The following is a 19,409-nucleotide window of genomic DNA, read 5'->3' as shown; positions in this document are numbered from 1 at the left end:
TTCGTTTTGTTCTAGCATCGGCGAAAAACAGGGTTCGTCAAAATTATGTCTGCAAACAAAGCAATAGGCAGATTGCGCCATCGCTCAATTCTGTAACCGTTCTCATCGCATAAGCAGTAAAACAAGGTTTTAACCCTGCTAATTAATAGATGAACTCATTAACACTCCTAACCTTTCAGCAGTGGTCGTCTTGCTATTTCGTTTCTATGATTAAGCCGATAGCGGCGTTGTGATGCCCCCTTTTAAATATTCAACAAAGATAAACGCTCGCCGTTATTCCCATTATTTTAATTTTCTATCACAGCAAAAAAAATATTGTGAGGTAACCCTATGTCTGAACAAGAACTTAAATCCAGCAACAGTATCGTTAACGTGATTGTCGTCATCGATACCGATGCCCTGATAGAAGCATTCGAGAATAACAACCCCAGCCAGGACGCCGGCAACCCGACGGGCATTGGCCATCAATACGCCTATATGGTCGTCACCTCCGAACAGGTGATCGGCGGCTCCGGTACGGCGGACCTGAATTTTAAAGCCAATGTCGGCGACGTCATTCGCTGGACCGGCACCTCGGAATCCGCCAATTTCGACGCCAGCGTGCTGATCTACGGGCTGCCGCAGTTCGGCAGCGGCACCCAGGTTTTCTCCAACCCGACCTTCAAAATGTATACCCGCAGCTCGATGATGCCGGCGCAAAATACCGTATTCCCCGTCAGCTTCACCAACCAAACCTATTGGTTTATACAGGCGGACATTACCAATACCGGCACGGAAAACTATTGCATCCAATTTGGCCTTTATTATCGGCCAAACGGCGGCGATCAGAAATTACTGGGTTATTTCTATTGGGATCCGACCATTACCATCAGTAATTAACATGATTTCATCGGCCGTTAGAGAAAACATGATTATGGCCCCGTGGGGCCATAATCATGGGGGAACATCGGATAAACTTAAACGTCTCTATTCCTTTTGCCGACGCAGCCACTCGCTGGCGGCATCGAAGAATTTTTGCGCCAACGGCGTGGCGCGCTCCGCCATATCAACCACCACCGCCGCATGGCGCGGCATGGCGGCGATGGCCACCGGCCGCCGCTGCAGTTCCGGCATCAGCGGCGATTGCAACTGGCCGCGCGGGAACAACCCGCAACCCAGGCCGACGAAAATCCCTTCCAGCAGTTGGAAGATCGAAGCGGTTTCCAGCCGCGGGTGCAGCGTCAACCCGGCGTCGCGGAAATGCTGATCGAGATAGCGGCGAAAATACCGCGTCGGCTCGGCCAGGCACAGCGGCAAGGCGGCCACCGCCTCCAGCGGCAACGGTGTGTCGCCCACCAGCTTAGGGAAGTGTTGCGGATGAAATACCAGCTCAACGCCGGTTTCCACCAGCGGTTGTGATTGAAAATGCAGTTCCTTCAGCGTCGACAGCTCGAAAAAGCCGATGCCGATGTCGACGGTATGCGCCGTCAACGCCTCCAGCAGTTGATCGGCGCTCAGCACCGCCAGCCGGTAATCAAGATGCGGATAACGCTCGCTGACCGCCTTGAGCATTTCCGCCACCGAGATGCTGCACTGCGGCACCACGCCAAGGCGCAACGTGCCGTGCAAACCGTGCTTGAGCGACTCCACCTCCAGCTTCAGCCCCTGGTAAACCGAGACAATCTCACGCGCCCACGCCAGCACCCGCTCGCCTTCGGCGGTAAAACCGCCGAAATGGTTGCCGCGGTTAATCAGCGAAACGCCCAGCTCTTTTTCCAGGTTTTTCAATCGCATGGACAGCGTCGGCTGGCTGACGAAGCTGGCCTCCGCCGCCCGACCGAAGTGGCGTTCCCGTTCTAAATTACACAAATAAATCAGTTGTTTAATATCCATAGCGCGGCTCAATGATCGGCATTCGCGCTCAGTATACCACCGGGCGTCGTCGCTCGCCCGGTGAGTCAGAGCTTCAGCTTCATGTAATCCATCAGGCGCGAGAACACGCCGCCCTGCGGCACCGCCTGCAGCGCCACCAGCGGCAGGGTTTTCACCACCTGGCCATTATCGCTGATGCGGATCTCGCCAACGGTTTGTCCTTTGTTGATCGGCGCTTCCAGCCGCGCGGCATTGATCACGTACTGCGCCTTCAGTTTGTCCGCCTCGCTTTTCGGCAGGCTGAGCGACTGTTCTTGCGCGCTGCCGACCGGCAAGCGGTGGCTTTCGCCGTACCAGACCGGTTCGTCCCCCAGGCTCTGGCCGGCGCTGAACAGGTGCACCGTGGTAAAGTCGCGCAGCCCCCACGTCAACAGCTTACGCGCCTGTTCCTCGCGGCCTTTGGAACTTTTGCCGCCCATCACCACGGCAATCAGGCGGCGATCCCCTTCGGTGGCGGAGGCGATGATGTTGAAGCCGGCCGCGGCGGTGTGCCCGGTTTTCAGGCCGTCGACGTGCAGGGTCTTATCCCACAGCAGGCCGTTGCGGTTCTGCTGCGTGATGCCGTTCCAGGTCAGCGATTTCTCGCTGTACATGTGGTATTCCGCCGGCTCGCTCATAATGATGGCGCGCGCAATCACCGCCAGATCGCCGGCGGTGGTGAACTGCCCAGGCGCATCCAGCCCGTGTACCGTCTCAAAATGGGTGTTCTGCAATCCCAGCTGGGCGCTCTTCTCGTTCATCAGCTTGACGAAGTTGGCCTGGCTACCCGCCACATAATCGGCCATCGCCACGCAGGCATCGTTACCGGAATCGATGATAATGCCGCGACTGAGATCGCGAACAGTGACCCTGTCACCGGGCTTCAGGAACATCAGCGAGGAGCCTTTGAACACCGGGTTGCCCTGCGCCCAGGCGTCTTTCCCCACGGTGACGACATCGTCGAGGCCAATCTTATGCTGGTCGAGCGCGTGGTCGATCACCAAGCCGGTCATCAGTTTGGTCAGGCTGGCCGGATTGCGCCGCTCGTCGGCATTGCCGGCGGCCAGCACCTGGCCGGTGGTGTAATCCATCAAAACGTAAGAGGCGGCGTCTATCGCCGGTGGCGTCATGGTGGGAAAATGAGGCGTCGTTTCCGCCGCCTGCGCCGCCAAAGGCAGTAACATACCGCCGATCACTACTGATACTGAACGCTTCACGCTGTGTTCCTCAGGCCCGCAGGCTAAATAAAATGCCAATATAATCCGCGAGATAGACTGCATGAATTCACTTTCAGACGAAACCTTTACTCTTTTGCAGCGGGTGTCTTTATGCAACCATTTGTTTAGGTCAACATCCATCTGCGATAGATATGCTCTATGCCGCCATTGCACCATTCGATTAGACGCCCGCCTGCCGCGCTCCTAAACTTGTGACATAAATACGCAAAACGCATAAAAAAGCGTTTACTTTTTAGCTACAACCACCTGCGAAGTGTCACCATGAAATTCAAACCGTCAATCAAGCCTTATACCGGCCCGGCGGGCGGCTGGGGTTCGCTTGAAGCCACCACCCGCTTTGTCCTCGACAGTAAACAAACGCTAAAAAACATGCGCAACCTGATGCGCGTCAACAAGGCACGCGGCTTCGACTGCCCCGGTTGCGCCTGGGGCGACGACAATCACAGCACCTTCAGCTTTTGCGAAAACGGCGCCAAAGCGGTCAGTTGGGAAGCGACGCGCAGCGCCGTGGAGCCTGAGTTCTTCGCCGCCCACAGCGTCAGCACCCTGCAGCAGCAGAGCGACTATTTCCTCGAGTATCAAGGGCGTCTCACCCATCCGATGCGCTACAACGCCGAAACCGACCACTATGAGCCTATCCATTGGCCGGACGCGCTGGCGCTGATCGCCAAACACATCAACGGCATGGACAACCCGAACCAGATCGAGCTGTATACCTCGGGCCGCGCCAGCAACGAAGCGTCGTATCTTTATCAGCTGTTTGGCCGCATGCTCGGCACCAGCAACTTCCCCGACTGTTCCAATATGTGCCACGAAGCGAGCGGCGTTGGGCTGAAGCAGAGCATCGGCGTCGGCAAAGGCACCATCCGCATCGATGACTTCGAAAAGGCCGACGCCATCTTCGTGTTCGGTCAAAACCCCGGCACCAACCACCCGCGCATGCTGCACAGCCTGAAAAACGCCGCCCGACGCGGCGCGCGCATCGTCAGCTTTAACACCCTGCGCGAACGTGGGCTGGAAAGGTTCGCCGATCCGCAGGATCCGGTGCAGATGCTGACGCCAAAATCCTCGCCGATCAGCTCTTCCTATTACCAGCCGAATCTGGGCGGCGATATGGCGGCGGTGCGCGGCATGGTGAAAGCCCTGCTGGAAACCCACCGTCAGCGCCTCGCCGCCGGTGAACCCGCCCTGTTTGACCTGGCGTTTATCGAACGGCACAGCGTCGGCGTAGAGGCTTATCTGGCGCAGGTGGACGCCACCGAATGGCGGACCATTACCGCGCAATCGGGCCTGAGCGAAGCGCAATTGCGCCAGGCGGCGGCCACCTACCAGGGCGCCGAACGGGTGATCTGCACCTGGGCGATGGGCGTGACTCAGCATAAGCACTCTATTGCAACGGTGCGTGAAATCACCAACCTGCAGTTGTTGTTCGGGCAACTGGGCAAACCGGGCGCCGGTTTGTGCCCGGTACGCGGCCACAGCAACGTCCAGGGCAACCGCACCATGGGGATCGATGAGAAGTCGCCGAAGGCGCTGCTCGACAGCCTGGAACGCCACTTTAACTTCACCGCCAATCGCGCGCTGGGCCACAACACGGTGGAAGCGATCGAAGCGATGCTGCGCGGCGAAGTGAAAGTGCTGATCGCGCTGGGCGGCAACCTGGCCGCCGCGGCGCCGGACACCGAGCGCACCGCCCGCGCCCTGCGCAACTGCGATTTGACGGTGCATATCAGCACCAAGCTTAACCGCAGCCACCTGGTGACCGGCAAAGACGCGCTGATCCTGCCGACGCTCGGCCGCACCGAACTGGACATGCAGGCCAGCGGCTCACAGTACATCACGGTCGAGGACTCGTTCAGCATGGTGCACGCCTCGGAAGGCATCGGCAAACCGCTGGCGGACACTCAACGTTCGGAGACAGCGATCGTCTGCGGCATCGCCGACGCCGTGCTGGGTACGCAACAGCTGGACTGGCTGGAATTGGCCGACGACTACTCGCTGATCCGCGATCACATCGCCGCCACCATTCCCGGCTTCGAGGATTTCAACCGGCGCTGCGAGCAACCCGGCGGCTTCTACCTGGGCAATGCCGCCGCCGAACTGCGCTTCGCCACGCCAAGCGGCAAGGCGGAATTCAGCGACGCCGCGCTGCCGACCACCCTGTTCCCGCAGCTGGGTGGCGAGCAAGCGCCGTTTACCCTGCAGACGCTGCGCTCGCACGATCAGTACAACACAACCATCTATGGTCTGGATGACCGCTACCGCGGCGTTTACGGTCAGCGCGAAGTGCTGTTCATCCATCCGGAAGATCTGGCGGCGCTGGGCCTGCAGGATGGCGAACGGGTAGAGATAGAAACCCTGTGGAACGACGGCGTGGTGCGTAAGGTGGATGGATTCAAGCTGGTGAGTTACGACATTCCGCGTGGCAACCTGGCGGCCTACTACCCGGAAACCAACCCGCTGGTGCCGCTGGCCAGCTTCGGCGACGGCACCGGCACCCCGACGTCGAAGTCGATCCCGGTGGCGATTCGCCGCAGCGAGCAGCAACCGTCGCTGCGCATCGCCTGAAAACGCGCGCCCGGTTCACGCCGGGCGCGCCAATATTTCCAGGATAGTCTGCAATTCCTCGGACAGCTGATGCCGCCGCCAGACGAAATAGAGATCGCTCACGCCCTCCTCGCCCATTTCCACCACCTTCAGCCCCGGCGCCGGCAAAATCAGCGGCAGCAACGAGCCGGGCACGCAGGCGACGCCGCAACCATCCTTCACGCAGGCTGCCATCGCGGCATAAGATTCCATTTCCAGCGTCATGCGCGGTTTCAGCCCGCGCGAGGCCAGCCAGTGATCGACCTTCAGCCGGAACGAGCACTCGCGGCTGAACGTGTAAAACTCCAGCGGCGCCAGCGTGGCGGCGTCGGGTTGCCCGACATCCGCCGGCATCAGCAGCACCAGCCGTTCGTCAAACGCCTTTTGGCTGGCCAGCAGCGGATGCTCAATCGGGCCGTCGGTGATCGCCAGATCGAGATCGCTGTCGATCAACATGCGTTCCAGCACCAGCGAGTCGCGGCTCAGCACGTTGATGTGCAAATGGGGCTGTAAACGGCGCAGCCGGGCGATGCGCGCCGGCAAGTGACTGACCAGCGAAAAATCCAGCGCCCCGAGGTTCAGCAGCCCATGCTGTTGCTCGCCGGCGAACAGCTGTTTGCTGCGCTCGGCCTGCGCCACGATGTCGCGCGCCTGCTGGTAGAACAGCCGGCCTTTGGGATTCACGTACAGCCGGTTCTTGTCGCGGAAAAACAGCTCGCCGCCCAGCGACTCTTCCAGCTCGCGCAGCCGCAGCGTGACGTTGGAAGGCACGCAGTGCAGCTCACGGGCGGCGGCGGCGATGGTTTTGTGTTCCACCACGGTGCAGAAAAACTTCAGCTGGCTCAGCTTCATCTATCCTTCACTTTTAGTTAGCGTTTTACTTAAAAACAATCACTTTAGATTAGCATCGATTTCACCTACAGTCTGTCGACACCCTGAGGAGGATCACTGATGCCACTGAATGACTTACTGACGCTGCCCGGCGTGGCGGCCCAACCGGATACGGTAACCGACGGTTACGTGTTCAACCACACCATGATCCGCGTGAAAGACCTGACCAAAGCGTTGGATTTCTATACGCGCGTGCTGGGCTTTACCCCGGTCTATCTGGAAGAGTTCAAAGAAGCCGCCTTCACCATCTGCTACCTGACGCGCAGCCCGCGCGAGCAGATCCCGCAGGATGACGACGAACGCAAACGCTGGGCGCTGAGCCAGCCGGGCATTCTCGAGCTGACCCATAACCACGGCACCGAAAATCAGGCGGATTTCCATTACCACAACGGCAACGGCGAGCCGCGCGGCTTTGGCCACCTGTGCGTTACGGTGCCGGACGTGCGCGCCGCCTGCGAGCGGTTTGAGCGCCTGGGCGTCACCTTCCAGAAACGCCTGCATGAAGGCCGCATGAACTACGTGGCGTTCATTCGCGATCCGGACGATTACTGGATTGAAATCCTGCAGCCGACGCCGCTGCGGGACTGATTGTCCCACGCCTTTCACCCCGGCCTGCGCGCCGGGGTTTTTCATCGTTCGCCCTTCGATTGACCATTCTTGCGCAAAATCGCGCGGCAACGCGGGGTTCCGTGACGTTAGGCTTGCTCGCAGCGGGTGATTCGCGTAAAACTGTCAGCCGCAAATCTTGCCACTCACAACCCATTCACTGGACGATATGTTTCAAGATAACCCGCTGCTGGCGCAGCTTAAACAGCAACTTCACTCTCAGACCCCGCGCGTTGAAGGCGTCGTGAAAGGGACTGAGAAAGGCTTTGGCTTTCTTGAAGTAGACGGTCAAAAAAGCTACTTCATTCCACCGCCGTACATGAAGAAAGTCATGCACGGGGATCGCATTATCGCCACCCTGCACACCGAGAAAGAGCGCGAAATCGCCGAGCCGGAAACCCTGGTCGAACCGTTCCTGTCGCGCTTCGTCGGCCGCGTGCAAAAGCGCGACGATCGCCTGTCCATCGTGCCCGATCATCCGTTGCTGAAAGAGGCGATTCCGTGCCGCCCGGTGCGTGAACTGACCCACAACTTCCAGGCCGGCGACTGGGCGGTGGCGGAAATGCGCCGTCATCCGCTGAAAGGCGATCGCGGCTTCAACGCCGACCTGACCCAGTTTATCACCGACGGTGAAGACCATTTCGCCCCGTGGTGGGTGACGCTGGCGCGTCACAATCTGGAAAAAGAGGCGCCGGAGATGCAGGCTCTCAGCGAGCCGGACGCTGCGCTGGTGCGTGAAGATCTGACCGCGCTCGAATTCGTCACCATCGACAGCGCCAGCACCGAAGACATGGACGATGCGCTGTACGTGACCGACAACGGTGACGGTTCGCTGCAGTTGACCATCGCCATCGCCGATCCGACCGCTTATGTCGAGCAAGGCAGCAAGCTGGACGATATCGCCCGCGTGCGCGCCTTCACCAACTATCTGCCGGGCTTCAACATCCCGATGCTGCCGCGCGATCTGTCGGACAACCTGTGCTCGCTGCGCCCTAACGAGCGCCGTCAGGTGCTGGCTTGCCGCGTGACCATCGCCGCCGACGGCGCGCTGAGCGAAGATATTCAGTTCTTCGCCGCCGAGATCGAATCCAAAGCCAAACTGGTGTACGACGAAGTCTCCGACTGGCTGGACGGCATTGCCGGCTGGCAACCGCCGAGCGACGCCATCGCGCAACAGATCACCCTGCTGAAACGCGTTTGCGACGCGCGTAACGCCTGGCGCCACCAGCATGCGCTGGTATTCAAAGATCGCCCGGACTACCGCTTCGTATTGGGTGAAAAAGGCGACGTGCTGGAGATCGTTACCGAGCAGCGCCGCAGCGCCAACCGTATTGTTGAAGAATGCATGATCGCCGCCAACGTCTGCGCCGCCATCGTGCTGCGCGATCGCCTGGGCTTCGGCGTGTACAACGTGCACACCGGTTTCGATCCTGCGCTGGTTGAGCAAGCGGTCACCGTACTGCAGGCCAACGGCGTCGAAGCCGAAGCCGAGAAGCTGCTGACCCTCGACGGTTTCTGCGAATTGCGCCGCCACCTGGACGCGCAGCCGACCCAGTTCCTCGACAGCCGCATCCGCCGCTTCCAGACCTTCGCCGAGATCAGCACTACGCCGGGGCCACACTTTGGTCTGGGTCTGGAGGCTTACGCCACCTGGACATCGCCGATCCGTAAATACGGCGATATGGTCAACCACCGCCTGCTGAAGGCGATCATCAACCAGCAGTCGGCGGAAAAACCGCAGGATGACGTGACGGTGCAGCTGGCGGAGCGCCGCCGCCTGAACCGCATGGCGGAACGCGACGTCGGCGACTGGCTGTACGCCCGCTTCCTGCAGGACAAGGCCGGCACCGATACCCGCTTCAACGCCGAGATTATCGACGTAACCCGTGGCGGCCTGCGTGTGCGCCTGCTGGACAACGGCGCGGTTGCCTTCATCCCGGCGCCGTTCATTCACGCAGTGCGTGACGAGATGCAGTGCAGCCAGGAAACCGGCACCGTGCAGATCAAAGGTGAAGTGGTTTACCGCCAGAGCGACACCTTGCAGGTCACCATCGCTGAAGTGCGCATGGAAACCCGCAGCGTGATCGCCCGCCCTGCGGTCTGACGGTAGGATAGCGTGCGGTAACAAGCGTCAAGCGCCGGCGGTGAAAACCGCCGGCGCTTTTTTTGCCCCGCGTCTGCTAGCGCAGCGGATCGCCGCCGGTTTCACGCAACAGCGGCAACGCGGCCAGCGAGATCAGCGTCGCCAACATCAGATAGCCGGCGGGCGCCAGCAGCGAACCGCTGAGTGCGATCGACTGTGAAGCGATGTATTGGGCAAAGCCGCCGAAGATTGCGACGCCAAGGCTATAAACCAACGCAAACCCCAGCGCGCGCACGCGCTGCGGAAACAGCTCGGAAATCACCAACAGCGTAGGAACAGACCCCAACGTCGTTAGCCCAACCATCAGCGCAACCACGCTCAGCAACACCGCCGGATACGGCGCCACCGTCAGCAACCAGAAAACCGGCAACGCCAGCAGCAAAATGGCGATCCGCGCCCAGCGGATCAGCGGCAGACGGCCATAGCGATCGCACCAGCCCCCAACCAGCAAACTGCCGCCGAAAGTGATGATCCCGGCCAGCAGCATCGCGGCATAGCCGTAAGTCTGCGCCATGCCCAGATACTTCACCGCAAAGGTACCGAGATAATACATAGAAATGTACGTGGCAACCGTGGCGCCGATGGTCAACATCACGCCGAGTACCACCGCTCGCGAGTGCCGGCGCAGCTGCGCAGGCGGCTCCTGAGTGCGCGGCATCGGCGGACGGTCGCTTTCCAGCCCGAGGCGCAGCCAGCAACCGAGCGGAGCAAGCGCCACGCCGATAAAGAAAGGAATGCGCCACCCCCATTCAGCCATCGCGTTCGGTTCGCCCGAAAGCAGCGGCAGCGCGGCGCTCAACCCCAGCGCTGTCACACCGCCAATCACGCTGGCGATACCCTGCGTCGCCAGTGACCAGCTGGAATAGAAGCCGCGCCGATTAGGCGGCGCCGACTCCACCAGCAACGACATCGACGCCCCCACCTCTCCACCCGCCGCCACACCCTGGATAAGGCGCGCCGCCACCAGCGTGACGGTTCCCCAATAGCCGGCGCTGGCGTAGGTCGGCGCAAAACCGATCATCGCCGTACCCAGGCTCATCAACGAAATCGTCAGGATCATCGCCGGTTTGCGGCCGCGGCGATCGGCATAGGCGCCGATCAAAATACCGCCCAGAGGCCGCATAATAAAACTGACGCCGAACGTGGCGAACGCCAGCAGCAACGCCAGATTAGGATCGCTCGACGGCGGAAAGAACAGCACACTAATATAAATGACGAAGAAGTTATAAATGCCGAAGTCGAAAAATTCCAGCGCATTACCGAAGGAGGCGGCAAATATCACTTTCTTGCCGCCCGCCTTCGACGGCGTGTTTATTTCTGATTGCGTCACCGCCGTATTTTCACTCATTATTATCTTCCCTGTTATTATTTTTCTGACTTATTTTAAATACGCTTCCGCCAGCGCGCCCCAATAATGGCTGCCCGCCGCCAGGCATTCATCGTTAAAGTCATATCCCGGGTTATGCACCATACAGCTTCCTTCACCGTCGCCATTGCCGATCAGCAGATAGCACCCCCGCGGCTGCGCCTCAAGCATGAAGGTGAAATCTTCGCTGCCCATCAGCGGCTTAGCGCCGTAGTGCGCGCGCGCGGCACCAAACTGCTGCTGCGCCACCTGATGCGCGAAGCGCGTCATAGCCTCATCGTTAACCAATACCGGAGCGCCGTTGATGTGGTTCACGATTGCCGTGGCGCCGAAGCTTTGCGCCTGCGCCTGAATCAGCGCAGGAATGCGCGTTAACAGCGTTGTTCGCCACTCGCGCCCCAGCGATCGCACGCTAAGCCGCATTTCCGCGCTGTCCGGGATAACATTGGCCGCCTCACCGGCCTTAATGCTGCCGACGGTGATCACCGCCGCCTCCAGCGGATCGGTATTACGCGAGACGATGCTTTGCAGCGCGACGACGATATGCGAGGCCACCAGCACCGGATCGACGGTCAGATGCGGCATAGCGCCGTGCCCACCGCAGCCTTGCACGGTAACGACGAATTGGTCCGTCGAAGCCATAAAGGCGCCGTGACGGAAGAAAAACTCGCCCACCGGCAGACCCGGCATGTTGTGCATGGCGAAGATGGCGTCACAGGGAAAGCGTTCGAATAACCCTTGCTCCACCATCAACGCGCCGCCGCCCAGCGTCTCTTCCGCCGGCTGAAAAATCAGATGCAGCGTGCCATTGAAGCGGCGGGTTTGCGCCAGGTAACGCGCAGCGCCGAGCAACATGGTGGTATGGCCGTCGTGGCCGCAACCGTGCATGCGGTTGGGCACGCTGCTGCTCCAGGATTTGCCGTTGTTTTCTTCGATCGGCAGCGCATCCATATCGGCGCGCAGCCCGAGACGCTTCGCACCGGCGCCCGCTCGCAGCGTACCGACGACGCCGGTGCCCGCCAATCCGCGGTGCACCTCATACCCCCACGAACTCAGATAATCCGCCACCAAATCGCTGGTACGAAACTCCTCGAAGCCAAGCTCCGGGTGCTGGTGAATATCATGACGAATCGCCGTGAGCTGCGGTAAATACCCTTCAATAACTTTATTTATCATAATTAAATCCCTTTTCTTTCCCTATTATTTATTTAATGAATGAATAAACAGGCGGATGAAAATAAAGGTATAACACGATGCGTGCCATTTTATTCCGGCACACCTCTACAGATGAAATAATAAGCCGACAAACGCCGCACCCAGATAAAAAACGGCGATGATTCGCTGCATGCGCAGTAAAAGTGCAGAATGAAAATCTGTTCGGAAATGCGTGGGCGGCAGCCTGCGCCAACGGCGTTTCATCGCCTTGTTTTTACACCAAAACCCCACCTGCTTCACATTTCTCATCCGACCTGCCGCGGTTCAGCGGCAAAACTTCTACTGTTAAAACGTCATCCCTAATAACAACGTCAATTTCTACCTCTGTACGCCAAGGAGTTGTTTCATGAAAAACATCAGGTCCGGACTTATCTGGCTGCTGGTGGCGTTGGTCGGCGCTTTCGCCTTCGCCATGCTGGCGCTCAGCCGCGGCGAACACGTCAACGCCGTCTGGCTGGTGGTCGCCGCCGTCGCCTGCTACAGCATCGCCTACCGCTTCTACAGCCGGTTCATCGCCGACAAGGTCTTTGAACTGGATGACCGCCGTCTTACCCCGGCCGAACGCCACAACGACGGCCTGGACTACGTGCCCACCAACAAATGGGTGCTGTTCGGCCACCACTTCGCCGCCATCGCCGGCGCCGGGCCACTGGTAGGGCCCATCCTGGCCGCGCAGATGGGCTTCCTGCCGGGGACCATCTGGATCCTGGTCGGCGTTATGTTGGCCGGCGCGGTGCAGGATTTTCTGGTGCTGTTCATCTCCACCCGCCGCGACGGACGTTCGCTGGGGGAGATGGCCAAGCAAGAGCTGGGGGCGTTCGCCGGGGTGATTACCATGCTCGGCGCGCTGGGGGTGATGATCATCATCCTGTCGGCGCTGGCGCTGGTGGTGGTGAAGGCGCTGGCCGACAGCCCGTGGGGGTTGTTCACCATCGCCGCCACCATCCCGATCGCGCTGTTCATGGGCGTCTACATGCGCTTTATCCGGCCGGGCAAAATCGCTGAAATCTCAGTGATCGGCTTCGTGCTGATGCTGCTGGCGATCGTTTACGGCGGCAACGTGGCGCAAGATCCCTACTGGGGGCCGTTCTTCACGCTGCACGGCACCACCCTGACCTGGGTGCTGGTGATCTACGGCTTCGTCGCCTCGGTGCTGCCGGTGTGGCTACTGCTGGCGCCGCGCGACTACCTTTCGACCTTTATGAAGATCGGCGTCATCATCGGTCTGGCCATCGGCATCGTCTTCGCCATGCCGGAGATGAAAATGCCGGCGGTTTCGCGCTTTATCGACGGCAGCGGCCCGGTGTTCGCCGGCGCCCTGTTCCCATTCCTGTTCATCACCATCGCCTGCGGCGCCATTTCCGGCTTCCACGCGCTGGTTTCCAGCGGCACCACGCCCAAACTGGTGGAGCGCGAAAGCCACATTCGCTTTATCGGTTACGGCGCCATGCTGATGGAGTCTTTCGTCGCCATCATGGCGCTGATCTGCGCCTCGGTGCTGGATCCGGGCGTTTACTTCGCCATGAACTCGCCGGCGGCGCTGATCGGCACCACGGTGGAAAATGCTTCGCAGGTCATTAACAGCTGGGGCTTTATCGTCACACCGGAAACGCTGGCGCTGATCGCCAAAGAGGTGGGTGAGAATTCGATACTGTCGCGCGCCGGCGGCGCCCCGACCTTCGCCGTGGGCATGGCGCACATCATCAGTGAGGTGTTCAACAGCCGGGCGATGATGGCGTTCTGGTACCACTTCGCCATTCTGTTCGAAGCGCTGTTCATCCTGACCGCCGTCGACGCCGGCACCCGCGCCTGCCGCTTTATGGTGCAGGATCTGGTAGGCGTGGCGGTGCCGCAGTTGGCCAACAACCGCTCCTGGTTCGGCAACCTGGCGGGCACCACGGTGGCGGTAGCCGGCTGGGGCTTCTTCGTGTATCAAGGCGTGGTCGATCCGCTCGGCGGCATCAATACCCTGTGGCCGCTGTTCGGCATCGGCAACCAGATGCTGGCGTCGATGGCGCTGATCCTCGGCACCGTGGTGCTGTTCAAGATGAAGAAGCAGCGCTACGCCTGGGTCACCATTCTGCCGACCGCCTGGCTGTTCGTAACCTCCATGACCGCCGGCTGGCAGAAGATCTTCCATGAAAAACCGAGTATCGGTTTCCTGGCGCAGGCGAAGAAATTTTCAACCGGCATCGAGCAAGGCACGATCATTGCGCCGGCCAAGTCGCTGAAGGACATGGAGACCATCGTGTTCAGCAACCAGATCAACGCCGCGCTGTGCGGGTTCTTTATGCTGGTGGCGGTGACCATGCTGATCGCCGCCTTCTTCGCGATCCGCAGGGCGCTGCGTTCCGAACAACCGACGGCGCACGAGGTGAGCGCCGCGCTGCGGGAGGAGACCGGCCGCGGCTAAACGAACCGAGCATCAAGCAAGGGCGCCGCGGCGCCCTTTTTACTGGCTTTAGCCTAACAGCGTCGAGCCGAACGCCCCCTGCCAATCCTGCTCGAACTTCTCGACCGCGGCCTGTACGGCCGGCGCATTCAGGAACTGCTCCGCCACGTCCACCGGCAGCGTGATGGCCTGACAGCCCGCGAGCAAGCACTCCAGCGCCTGGCGCGGCGTTTTGAAGCTGGCGGCCAGCACCTGCGCCGACGGCGCATGCAGGCTCAACAGCTGCTGCAGCTCGTGCACCATTTCGATGCCGTCGCCGCCCTGCGCGTCCACGCGGTTGACGTAAGGCGCCACATATTCCGCACCGGCCAATGCCGCCAACAGCCCTTGCCCGGCGCCGTATACCGCCGTGCCCAGCGTCGGGATGGACATCGTTTTGAGTTTCTTGATCGCCGCCAACCCTTCGGCGGTTGCCGGGATCTTGACCACCAACCCCGGTACCCGCTGGCTGAGCAGCGCCGCCTCCGCCACCATACGTTCCGCATCGGCCGCCATCACCTGCGCAAACAGCTTGCCGGTGCCGCCGAGGGCGTCGCGCAGCGCGGGCAGCACTTCCCAGATCGGCTTGCCTTCCTTCGCCACGATGCTCGGGTTGGTGGTGACGCCGTGCAGCGGCAGAATGCGCGCCAGGCGTTTTACCGCGGTCACATCGGCGGTATCGAGATAAAGCTCCATCACGGACTCCTGTGTCATGTTCTGTGGGCGGACTCAAACTCTGATCATCATAGGGCAAAAAAACCGCCAACCTTTGATCAAAATCAATTCAACTTTCATTCGAAACACCTTTAATGGCGAAAGATTCAGCAACGCCAAACGGGTGACTCATGTTCTTCAATCTGCAGCGCTACTCGACCCATGACGGCCCCGGCATCCGCAGCGTGGTCTTTTTAAAAGGCTGCCCGCTGAGCTGCCGCTGGTGTCAGAACCCGGAAAGCCGCTCGCGCCATGCAGACCTGCTGTTTGACGAACGCCTGTGCCTGAGCGGCTGCACGCTGTGCGCCGAGCGCTGCCCGCAAGGCCTGCAGCGTGACGAAGAGGCGTTGACGCTGCAGCGTGAAGTCATCAGCGCAAACGACTACGCGGCGCTGGCCGCCGCCTGCCCGACCGGCGCGCTCAGCCTGTGCGGCAGCCCGGTCAACCCCGACGATATCATGGCCGAGGTGATGCGGGATAAGCCTTTCTACCTGCGCAGCGGCGGCGGTTTAACGCTGTCCGGCGGCGAACCCTTTATGCAGCCGGAGGTTGCAGCGGAACTGCTACGGCGCGGCCGCGAAGCCGGCATCCACACCGCCGTCGAATCCTGCCTGCACGTTCCGTGGCGTTACATCGCGCCTTCGCTGCCGTGGCTGGATCTGCTGTTGGCCGATCTCAAACACACCGACGAAGCGCGCTTTAGAGCCTGGACCGGCGGCTCCGCCCGCCGGGTGATGAACAATTTCCGCCGGCTGGCGGCGCACGGCGTGCCAATGACCGTGCGCGTGCCGCTGATCCCCGATTTCAACGCCGATCGTCGCTCTGTCCGTGCGATCGTCGACTTCGCCGCCGACGAGATCGGCGTGTCGGAGATCCACTTTCTGCCGTACCACACGCTGGGCATCAACAAGTACCACCTGCTCGGCGAGCCCTACCGCGCCGCCCGCACGCCGCTGGACGCGCCCGATCTGCTGGCCTTCGCCGAAGACTATGCCGGCGCCAAAGGCCTGACCGCCATTTTGCGAGGATAACGCCATGACCACGTTGGATTTGACCACCCTCAGCGCCCGCATTCAGGCGCATAAGAACGCGCTGATTCACATCGTCAAACCGCCGGTGTGCACCGAACGCGCGCAGCACTATACCGAGGCCTATCAACAGCATCAGGATCGGCCGCTGCCGGTGCGCCGCGCGCTGGCGCTGGCTAACCATCTGGCGAAGCGCACCATCTGGATCGCCAACGACGAACTGATCGTCGGCAACCAGGCCAGCGAGCTGCGCGCCGCGCCGATCTTTCCCGAATACACCGTCGGCTGGATAGAAAACGAAATAGACCAATTGGCCGACCGGCCGGGCGCCGGTTTTTCGGTCAGCGAAGAGAACAAGGCGACTTTGCATCGCCTGTGCCCCTGGTGGCGCGGCCAAACGGTGCAGGATCGCTGCTACGGCATGTTCACCGACGAGCAAAAAGCGCTGCTGGCCACCGGCATCATCAAGGCCGAGGGCAACATGACCTCCGGCGATGCTCACCTGGCGGTCAACTTCCCGCTGTTGCTGGAGCTAGGTCTCGACGGCCTGCGTGAAAAAGTGAACGCGCGCCACAGCCGCCTGCGCCTGACCGAGTGGGAAGACCTGCACAAAGCGCAGTTTCTCAACGCTATCGACATCGTGCTGGCGGCGCTGAGCGAACACATCCTGCGCTTCGCCCGCCTGGCGCGCGACATGGCGCAAAACGAACCGCGCACTGGCCGGCGTACCGAGCTGCTGGCCATCGCGGATAACTGTGAACAGATCGCCCATCGCCCGCCGCAAACCTTCTGGCAGGCGCTGCAGCTGTGCTATTTCATCCAGCTGACGTTGCAGATCGAATCCAACGGCCATTCGGTTTCCTTTGGCCGCCTCGATCAATACCTCTATCCCTGGTATCGGCGTGACGTGGAGCTGGAGCAAAAGCTGGCGCGAGAAGACGCCATCGAGCTGTTGCACAGCTGCTGGCTGAAGCTGCTGGAGGTCAACAAGATCCGCTCCGGCTCGCATTCCAAGGCTTCCGCCGGCAGCCCGCTGTACCAGAACGTCACCATCGGCGGACAGAAGCTGATCGACGGCCGGCCGTGCGATGCGGTCAACCCGCTGTCCTACGCCATTCTCGAGTCCTGCGGCCGCCTGCGCTCCACCCAGCCCAACCTCAGCGTGCGTTACCATGCCGGGATGAGCGCCGACTTCCTCGACGCCTGCGTGCAGGTGATCCGCTGCGGTTTCGGCATGCCGGCGTTCAACAACGACGAAATCGTCATTCCCGAATTCATCAAGCTGGGGGTTGAGCCGCAAGACGCCTACGACTACGCCGCCATCGGCTGCATCGAGACCGCCGTCGGCGGCAAATGGGGCTATCGTTGCACCGGCATGAGCTTCATCAACTTCGCCCGCGTGCTGCTGGCAGCGCTGGAACAGGGCCGTGACGCCACCTCCGGGCAAATATTCATGCCGCAGGAACAGGCGCTGTCCAAAGGAAACTTCGTCGATTTCGAGCAGGTCTTAGCCACCTGGGATCGGCAAATCCGCTACTACACGCGCAAGTCGATCGAGATCGAATGCGTGGTGGACAGCGTGCTGGAAGAGAATGCCCACGATATCCTCTGTTCCGCGCTGGTGGATGACTGCATCGAACGCGGTAAAAGCATCAAGCAAGGCGGCGCCAAATACGATTGGGTTTCCGGCCTGCAGGTCGGCATCGCCAACCTGGGCAACAGCCTGGCGGCGGTGCGCAAACTGGTGTTCGACCAGGGGGCGATCGGCCAGCAGCAGCTGGCGACCTCGCTGGCCGACGACTTCGCCGGGCTGGATGGCGAGCAGCTGCACCAGCGGCTGCTCAACGCCGCGCCCAAATACGGCAACGATGTGGACGAGGTCGATCGGCTGCTGGTGCGCGCCTACCAAACCTATATCGAAGAACTGAAGCAGTATCGCAACACCCGCTTCGGCCGCGGGCCGATCGGCGGCGGTTACTACGCCGGCACCTCGTCGATTTCGGCCAACGTGCCCTTCGGCGCCGCCACTCTGGCCACGCCCGATGGACGTAAGGCGCACGCGCCACTGGCGGAAGGCGCCAGTCCGGCGTCCGGCACCGACCACCTGGGGCCGACGGCGGTGTTCAATTCGCTCGCCAAGTTGCCGACCGAGGCGATCCTCGGCGGCGTGCTGCTCAACCAAAAGCTGAACCCGGCGACGCTGGACAACCCGCGCGATCGGGAAAAGCTGATGCTGATGTTGCGCACCTTCTTCGAGAGCTATCGCGGCTGGCATGTGCAGTACAACATCGTGTCGCGCGAAACGCTGCTGGCGGCGAAGCAACACCCTGACCAATATCGTGATTTAGTGGTTCGCGTAGCTGGCTATTCCGCCTTCTTTACCGCATTATCCCCTGAGGCGCAGGATGATATTATTGCGCGCACAGAACATACTCTTTAAACCTTTGACTCTTAGCGGCCGCGCCTTGGCGGCCGCATCATCAGGCCGATATGAATTTACGACAACAGACCATATTGCAGTTGGTTAACGATCGCCGGCGGATCAGCGTCAATGAGCTGGCGCGCGCCTCGGGCGTCTCGGAAGTCACCATCCGGCAGGATCTCAACCTGCTGGAAAAACGCAGTTATCTGAAGCGGGTGCACGGCTCCGCCGTGGCGTTGGAGAGTGATGACGTCGACGCCCGCATGATGTCCAATTTCACCCTCAAGCAGCGGCTGGCGCAATACGCCGCCGCGCAGGTCAACGACGGCGAGACGATCTTTATCGAGAGCGGCAGCGCCAACGCCCTGCTGGCGCGCTACATCGCCGAGCGCAAGCGCATTACGCTGATCACCGTCAGCCACTACATCGCCAACCTGCTGAAAGAAACCGACTGCGACGTGATTGTGCTGGGCGGCATGTACCAGAAGAAAAGCGAGACCGTAGTCGGCCCGCTCACGCGGCTGTGCATTCAGCAGGTGCATTTCAACAAGGCGTTTATCGGCATTGACGGCTTTCAGGCCGAAACCGGCTTTACCGGCCGCGACATGATGCGCGCCGACGTGGTCAGCGCGGTACTGGCCAAGGGCGTGGAGAATATCGTGCTGACGGACTCCAGCAAATTCGGCCAGATCCAGCCCAATCCGCTGGCGCAGCCGGGGCAAATCAGCCGGGTGATCACCGATTCACGTTTGGCGCTGGAGTATCAGCATCAGCTGAAACGTCAGGGCGTACAGGTGGAGCTGGTCAACGAATAACGCGCCGCGCGGGCCACGCCGCCCGCCGATTCCCTTGCGCAGCGGGATTTTAAGACTATTTACC

Annotated in this window: 14 protein-coding genes; 8 read left to right on the top strand and 6 right to left on the bottom strand. The window is 60.7% G+C overall.

Annotated features, from left to right (window positions below; genetic code table 11):
* Positions 1-330: 330 nt before the first annotated feature.
* Entirely contained in the window at positions 331-879 is a 549-nt protein-coding gene (locus tag ACMGGK_RS10310) for an inclusion body family protein (protein WP_015378018.1), read from the top strand.
* A gap of 87 nt (positions 880-966) precedes the next feature.
* Here ACMGGK_RS10310 and ACMGGK_RS10305 read toward each other — a convergent pair whose 3' ends face one another.
* A complete protein-coding gene (locus tag ACMGGK_RS10305) occupies positions 967-1,872 on the bottom strand; it encodes a LysR family transcriptional regulator (protein WP_004930593.1) in 906 nt (301 codons plus the stop codon).
* Between the two features lie 65 nt (positions 1,873-1,937).
* Positions 1,938-3,107 carry a serine-type D-Ala-D-Ala carboxypeptidase DacD gene (gene dacD, locus ACMGGK_RS10300; protein ID WP_049299385.1) on the bottom strand — a complete coding sequence of 390 codons (1,170 nt, stop codon included), beginning with the start codon at positions 3,105-3,107 and terminating at the stop codon, positions 1,938-1,940.
* Between the two features lie 282 nt (positions 3,108-3,389).
* On the opposite strand from dacD, the gene ACMGGK_RS10295 reads away from it, so the two are divergent.
* Positions 3,390-5,696, top strand: coding sequence for an FdhF/YdeP family oxidoreductase (locus tag ACMGGK_RS10295; RefSeq protein WP_016927545.1), 2,307 nt, complete (start codon positions 3,390-3,392; stop codon positions 5,694-5,696).
* Between the two features lie 15 nt (positions 5,697-5,711).
* On the opposite strand, the gene ACMGGK_RS10290 is transcribed toward ACMGGK_RS10295, so the two are convergent.
* On the bottom strand, positions 5,712-6,566 hold the full coding sequence (locus ACMGGK_RS10290; protein WP_033640155.1) for a LysR family transcriptional regulator: 855 nt from the start codon (positions 6,564-6,566) through the stop codon (positions 5,712-5,714).
* A 99-nt stretch (positions 6,567-6,665) separates the two neighbouring features.
* Here ACMGGK_RS10290 and gloA point away from each other — a divergent pair, with 99 nt between their 5' ends.
* Both gloA and ACMGGK_RS10280 read left to right on the top strand, forming a co-directional pair.
* Positions 6,666-7,193, top strand: a complete 528-nt coding sequence (gene gloA, locus ACMGGK_RS10285; RefSeq protein ID WP_016927543.1) for a lactoylglutathione lyase — start codon at positions 6,666-6,668, stop codon at positions 7,191-7,193.
* A gap of 187 nt (positions 7,194-7,380) precedes the next feature.
* The gene (locus ACMGGK_RS10280; RefSeq protein ID WP_420276864.1) at positions 7,381-9,315 is read left to right on the top strand and encodes an exoribonuclease II; all 1,935 of its coding nucleotides are present in this window, start codon (positions 7,381-7,383) and stop codon (positions 9,313-9,315) included.
* A gap of 76 nt (positions 9,316-9,391) precedes the next feature.
* On the opposite strand, the gene ACMGGK_RS10275 is transcribed toward ACMGGK_RS10280, so the two are convergent.
* On the bottom strand, positions 9,392-10,702 hold the full coding sequence (locus ACMGGK_RS10275; protein ID WP_049299387.1) for an MFS transporter: 1,311 nt from the start codon (positions 10,700-10,702) through the stop codon (positions 9,392-9,394).
* A 30-nt stretch (positions 10,703-10,732) separates the two neighbouring features.
* Entirely contained in the window at positions 10,733-11,896 is a 1,164-nt protein-coding gene (locus ACMGGK_RS10270) for a M20 aminoacylase family protein (RefSeq protein ID WP_206194759.1), read from the bottom strand.
* A gap of 385 nt (positions 11,897-12,281) precedes the next feature.
* Here ACMGGK_RS10270 and ACMGGK_RS10265 point away from each other — a divergent pair, with 385 nt between their 5' ends.
* Positions 12,282-14,348 (top strand): carbon starvation CstA family protein, encoded by a 2,067-nt coding sequence (locus tag ACMGGK_RS10265; RefSeq protein WP_049299390.1) that lies wholly within the window; start codon positions 12,282-12,284, stop codon positions 14,346-14,348.
* Positions 14,349-14,396: 48 nt separating this feature from the next.
* Here ACMGGK_RS10265 and fsa read toward each other — a convergent pair whose 3' ends face one another.
* Entirely contained in the window at positions 14,397-15,062 is a 666-nt protein-coding gene (gene fsa / locus ACMGGK_RS10260) for a fructose-6-phosphate aldolase (RefSeq protein WP_015378028.1), read from the bottom strand.
* Positions 15,063-15,211: 149 nt separating this feature from the next.
* Between fsa and ACMGGK_RS10255 the strand changes: the two genes are divergently transcribed.
* From ACMGGK_RS10255 to ACMGGK_RS10245, 3 genes are read left to right on the top strand one after another with little or no spacing between them, the layout of a single operon-like run.
* Positions 15,212-16,111, top strand: coding sequence for a glycyl-radical enzyme activating protein (locus ACMGGK_RS10255; RefSeq protein ID WP_049299393.1), 900 nt, complete (start codon positions 15,212-15,214; stop codon positions 16,109-16,111).
* 4 nt (positions 16,112-16,115) lie between these two features.
* Entirely contained in the window at positions 16,116-18,548 is a 2,433-nt protein-coding gene (locus ACMGGK_RS10250; RefSeq protein WP_420276863.1) for a formate C-acetyltransferase/glycerol dehydratase family glycyl radical enzyme, read from the top strand.
* A gap of 50 nt (positions 18,549-18,598) precedes the next feature.
* Positions 18,599-19,345 (top strand): DNA-binding transcriptional regulator YciT, encoded by a 747-nt coding sequence (locus ACMGGK_RS10245; RefSeq protein ID WP_004930631.1) that lies wholly within the window; start codon positions 18,599-18,601, stop codon positions 19,343-19,345.
* Positions 19,346-19,409: the final 64 nt, after the last annotated feature.

Source organism: Serratia sp. BNK-33-b (assembly GCF_048684565.1).
In the GTDB taxonomy this organism is placed as follows: domain Bacteria; phylum Pseudomonadota; class Gammaproteobacteria; order Enterobacterales; family Enterobacteriaceae; genus Serratia; species Serratia marcescens.
This window is presented reverse-complemented; position numbering and strand designations above follow the sequence as displayed.